A 3,160-nucleotide genomic window follows, 5' to 3' on the forward strand; every position below is an offset into this window, starting at 1 on the left:
GTGTATCAGTGGCATATGGATTAACTGACACACCGCCTTCGCGAGCAAGCCCGCTCCCACAAGGTTTCACTGCGCCCGCCTTCTCCTGCCTGCTTCTCGCCTCCCGCCTGTGGCTTGCATCTGCCCCGCCCGCTATACTTCCCGGCTTTTCCTGAATAAATGCCAATAGGGTCCCGCCGCGCATGGATAAGACCTACCAGCCGCACGCCATTGAAACTTCCTGGTACAACACCTGGGAGTCCGAGAATTATTTCGCTCCGCAAGGCGCGGGCGATTCCTACACCATCATGATCCCGCCGCCGAACGTCACCGGCAGCCTGCACATGGGCCACGGCTTCAACAACGCGATCATGGACGCCCTGATCCGTTTCCGCCGCATGCAGGGTCGCAACACCCTGTGGCAGCCGGGCACCGACCACGCCGGTATCGCCACGCAGATGCTGGTGGAGCGTCGCCTCGAAGCCCAGGGCCAGAACCGCCACGACCTGGGTCGCGAGAAATTCCTCGAGAAAGTCTGGGAATGGAAAGACGAGTCCGGTGGCAACATCAGCCGTCAGATCCGTCGCCTCGGCTCGTCCGTGGACTGGAGCCGCGAGCGCTTCACCATGGACGACGGCCTCTCGGAAGCGGTGAAGGAAGCCTTCGTGCGCCTGCATGAAGACGGCCTGATCTATCGCGGCAAGCGCCTGGTCAACTGGGACACCAAGCTGCACACGGCCATTTCCGACCTCGAAGTGGAAAACCATGACGAGAAAGGTTTCCTCTGGAACCTGAAATACCCGCTGGCCGACGGCGCCAAGACCGCCGAAGGCAAGGATTACCTGATCGTCGCCACCACCCGTCCGGAAACCATGCTGGGCGATTCGGCCGTGGCGGTGAACCCGAACGATGAGCGCTACCAGGCCCTGATCGGCAAGTTCGTAGAGCTGCCCCTGGTCGGCCGTCGCATCCCGATCATCGGTGACGACTACTGCGACCCCGAGTTCGGCACCGGCTGCGTGAAGATCACCCCGGCCCACGATTTCAACGACTACGAAGTCGGCAAGCGTCACAACCTGCCGCTGCTGAACATTTTCGACAAGAATGCCAATGTCTTGCCGGCCGCCCAGGTGTTCAACCTCGACGGCACCCTGAACGAAAACATCGACGGCAAGATCCCGGCTGAATATGCCGGCCTCGACCGTTTCGAAGCGCGCAAGCAGATCGTTGCGGCATTCGACGCCGCCGGGCTGCTGGTCAGCGTCGACGATCACGGCCTGAAAGTCCCGAAAGGCGACCGCTCCGGCACTATCATCGAGCCGTGGCTGACCGACCAGTGGTACGTGTCCACCAAGCCCCTGGCCGAGCCGGCGATTGCCGCCGTAGAAGACGGTCGTATCCAGTTCGTGCCCAAGCAATACGAAAACATGTACTTCTCGTGGATGCGCGACATCCAGGACTGGTGCATCAGCCGTCAGCTGTGGTGGGGCCACCGCATTCCGGCCTGGTACGACGAATCGGGCAAGGTCTATGTCGGTCGCGATGAAGCCGAAGTCCGCGCCAAGCACAACCTCGGTCCGGACATTGCGCTGCAACAGGACAACGACGTCCTCGACACCTGGTTCAGCTCGGGCCTATGGACCTTCTCGACCCTGGGCTGGCCGCAACAAACCGAATTCCTGAAGAAATTCCACTCCACCGACGTACTGGTCACCGGCTTCGACATCATTTTCTTCTGGGTTGCCCGGATGATCATGCTGACCATGCACCTGGTGAAGAACGAAGACGGCACGCCGCAGGTTCCGTTCAAGACGGTCTATGTCCATGGCCTGGTGCGCGACGGCCAGGGCCAGAAGATGTCCAAGTCCAAGGGCAACGTCCTGGACCCATTGGACATCATCGACGGCATCGACCTGGAAACGCTGGTGCAAAAGCGCACTTCCGGGCTGATGCAGCCGAAACTGGCGAAGAAGATCGAGAAAGCCACCCGCGAAGAGTTCGCCGAGGGCATCGCCAGCTACGGCACCGACGCCCTGCGTTTCACCTTCTGCTCGTTGGCCTCCACCGGTCGCGACATCAAGTTCGACATGGGCCGCGTCGAAGGCTACCGCAACTTCTGCAACAAGATCTGGAACGCGGCGCGCTACGTACTGGACAAAGGCGAAGACTGCGGCCAGAACGGCGAAGCCTTCGAGTTGACCCTGGCCGATCGCTGGATCATTTCCCAGTTGCAACGCACCGAAGCCGAAGTGACCCGCCAGCTGGATCAGTTCCGTTTCGACCTGGCCGCACAAGCCTTGTACGAGTTCATCTGGAACCAATACTGCGACTGGTACCTGGAACTGTCCAAGCCGGTGCTGTGGGACGAAAACGCGCCGGTCGAGCGCCAGCGCGGCACCCGTCGCACCCTGGTTCGGGTGCTGGAAGTGGCCTTGCGCCTGGCTCATCCGTTCATGCCGTTCATCACCGAGGAAATCTGGCAGCGCGTCGCGCCGCTGGCCGGTGCCCAAGGCAAGACGATCATGCTGCAACCTTGGCCGGTGGCCAACGAAACGCGCATCGATCCGGCGGCCGAAGACGACATCGAATGGCTCAAGACCTTCATGCTGGGCCTGCGGAACATCCGCGCCGAAATGAACATCGGCCCGGGCAAACCGCTGACCCTGTTCCTGAAGAACGCCAGCGCCGAAGACCTGCGCCGCCTCAACGAAAACGAGGCGCTGCTCAAGAAACTGGCGAAACTCGAGTCGGTGACCGTCCTGGCGGCTGGCGAAGAAGCGCCGCTGTCGGCCACCGCGCTGGTTGGCGAGATGGAAGTGCTGGTGCCGATGGCCGGCCTGATCGACAAGGCTGCCGAACTGGCGCGCCTGGACAAGGAAATCCTGCGCCTCAAAGGCGAAGTGCAGCGGGTCGGCGGCAAGCTGTCTAACGCCGGCTTCGTCGACAAGGCTCCGGCCGACGTCATCGAAAAGGAACGCGCCAAACTGGCCGAGGCCGAACAGGCCCTGGGCAAGCTGGCCGAGCAGCACGCGCGGATCTCCAGCCTGTAACGGCTGCCCGTAGCTGAATGAAGGAGGCCCTGGTGGCCTCCTTTTTTCTGCCTGGCACTTTCCGGCCACCGAAAATCCCTGTGGGAGCGGGCTTGCTCGCGAAGGCGGTGGATCAGTCGACATCCATGTTG

General features: G+C 61.8%; 1 protein-coding gene. It reads left to right on the forward strand.

Translation table 11 applies throughout. From position 1 onward, the window contains the following. The first annotated feature begins 182 nt into the window (after positions 1 to 182). Complete coding sequence (locus RGM2987_RS00295) at positions 183 to 3,029, forward strand: valine--tRNA ligase (RefSeq protein WP_245138122.1); 2,847 nt, start codon at positions 183 to 185, stop codon at positions 3,027 to 3,029. Positions 3,030 to 3,160: the final 131 nt, after the last annotated feature.

It is taken from the genome of Pseudomonas sp. RGM2987, from assembly GCF_022952855.1.
In the GTDB taxonomy this organism is placed as follows: domain Bacteria; phylum Pseudomonadota; class Gammaproteobacteria; order Pseudomonadales; family Pseudomonadaceae; genus Aquipseudomonas.

Excerpts from the sequence above, each read along its gene's own strand:
- RGM2987_RS00295 (WP_245138122.1), top strand. The coding sequence starts at position 183 with ATGGATAAGACCTACCAGCCGCACGCCATTGAAACTTCCTGGTACAAC.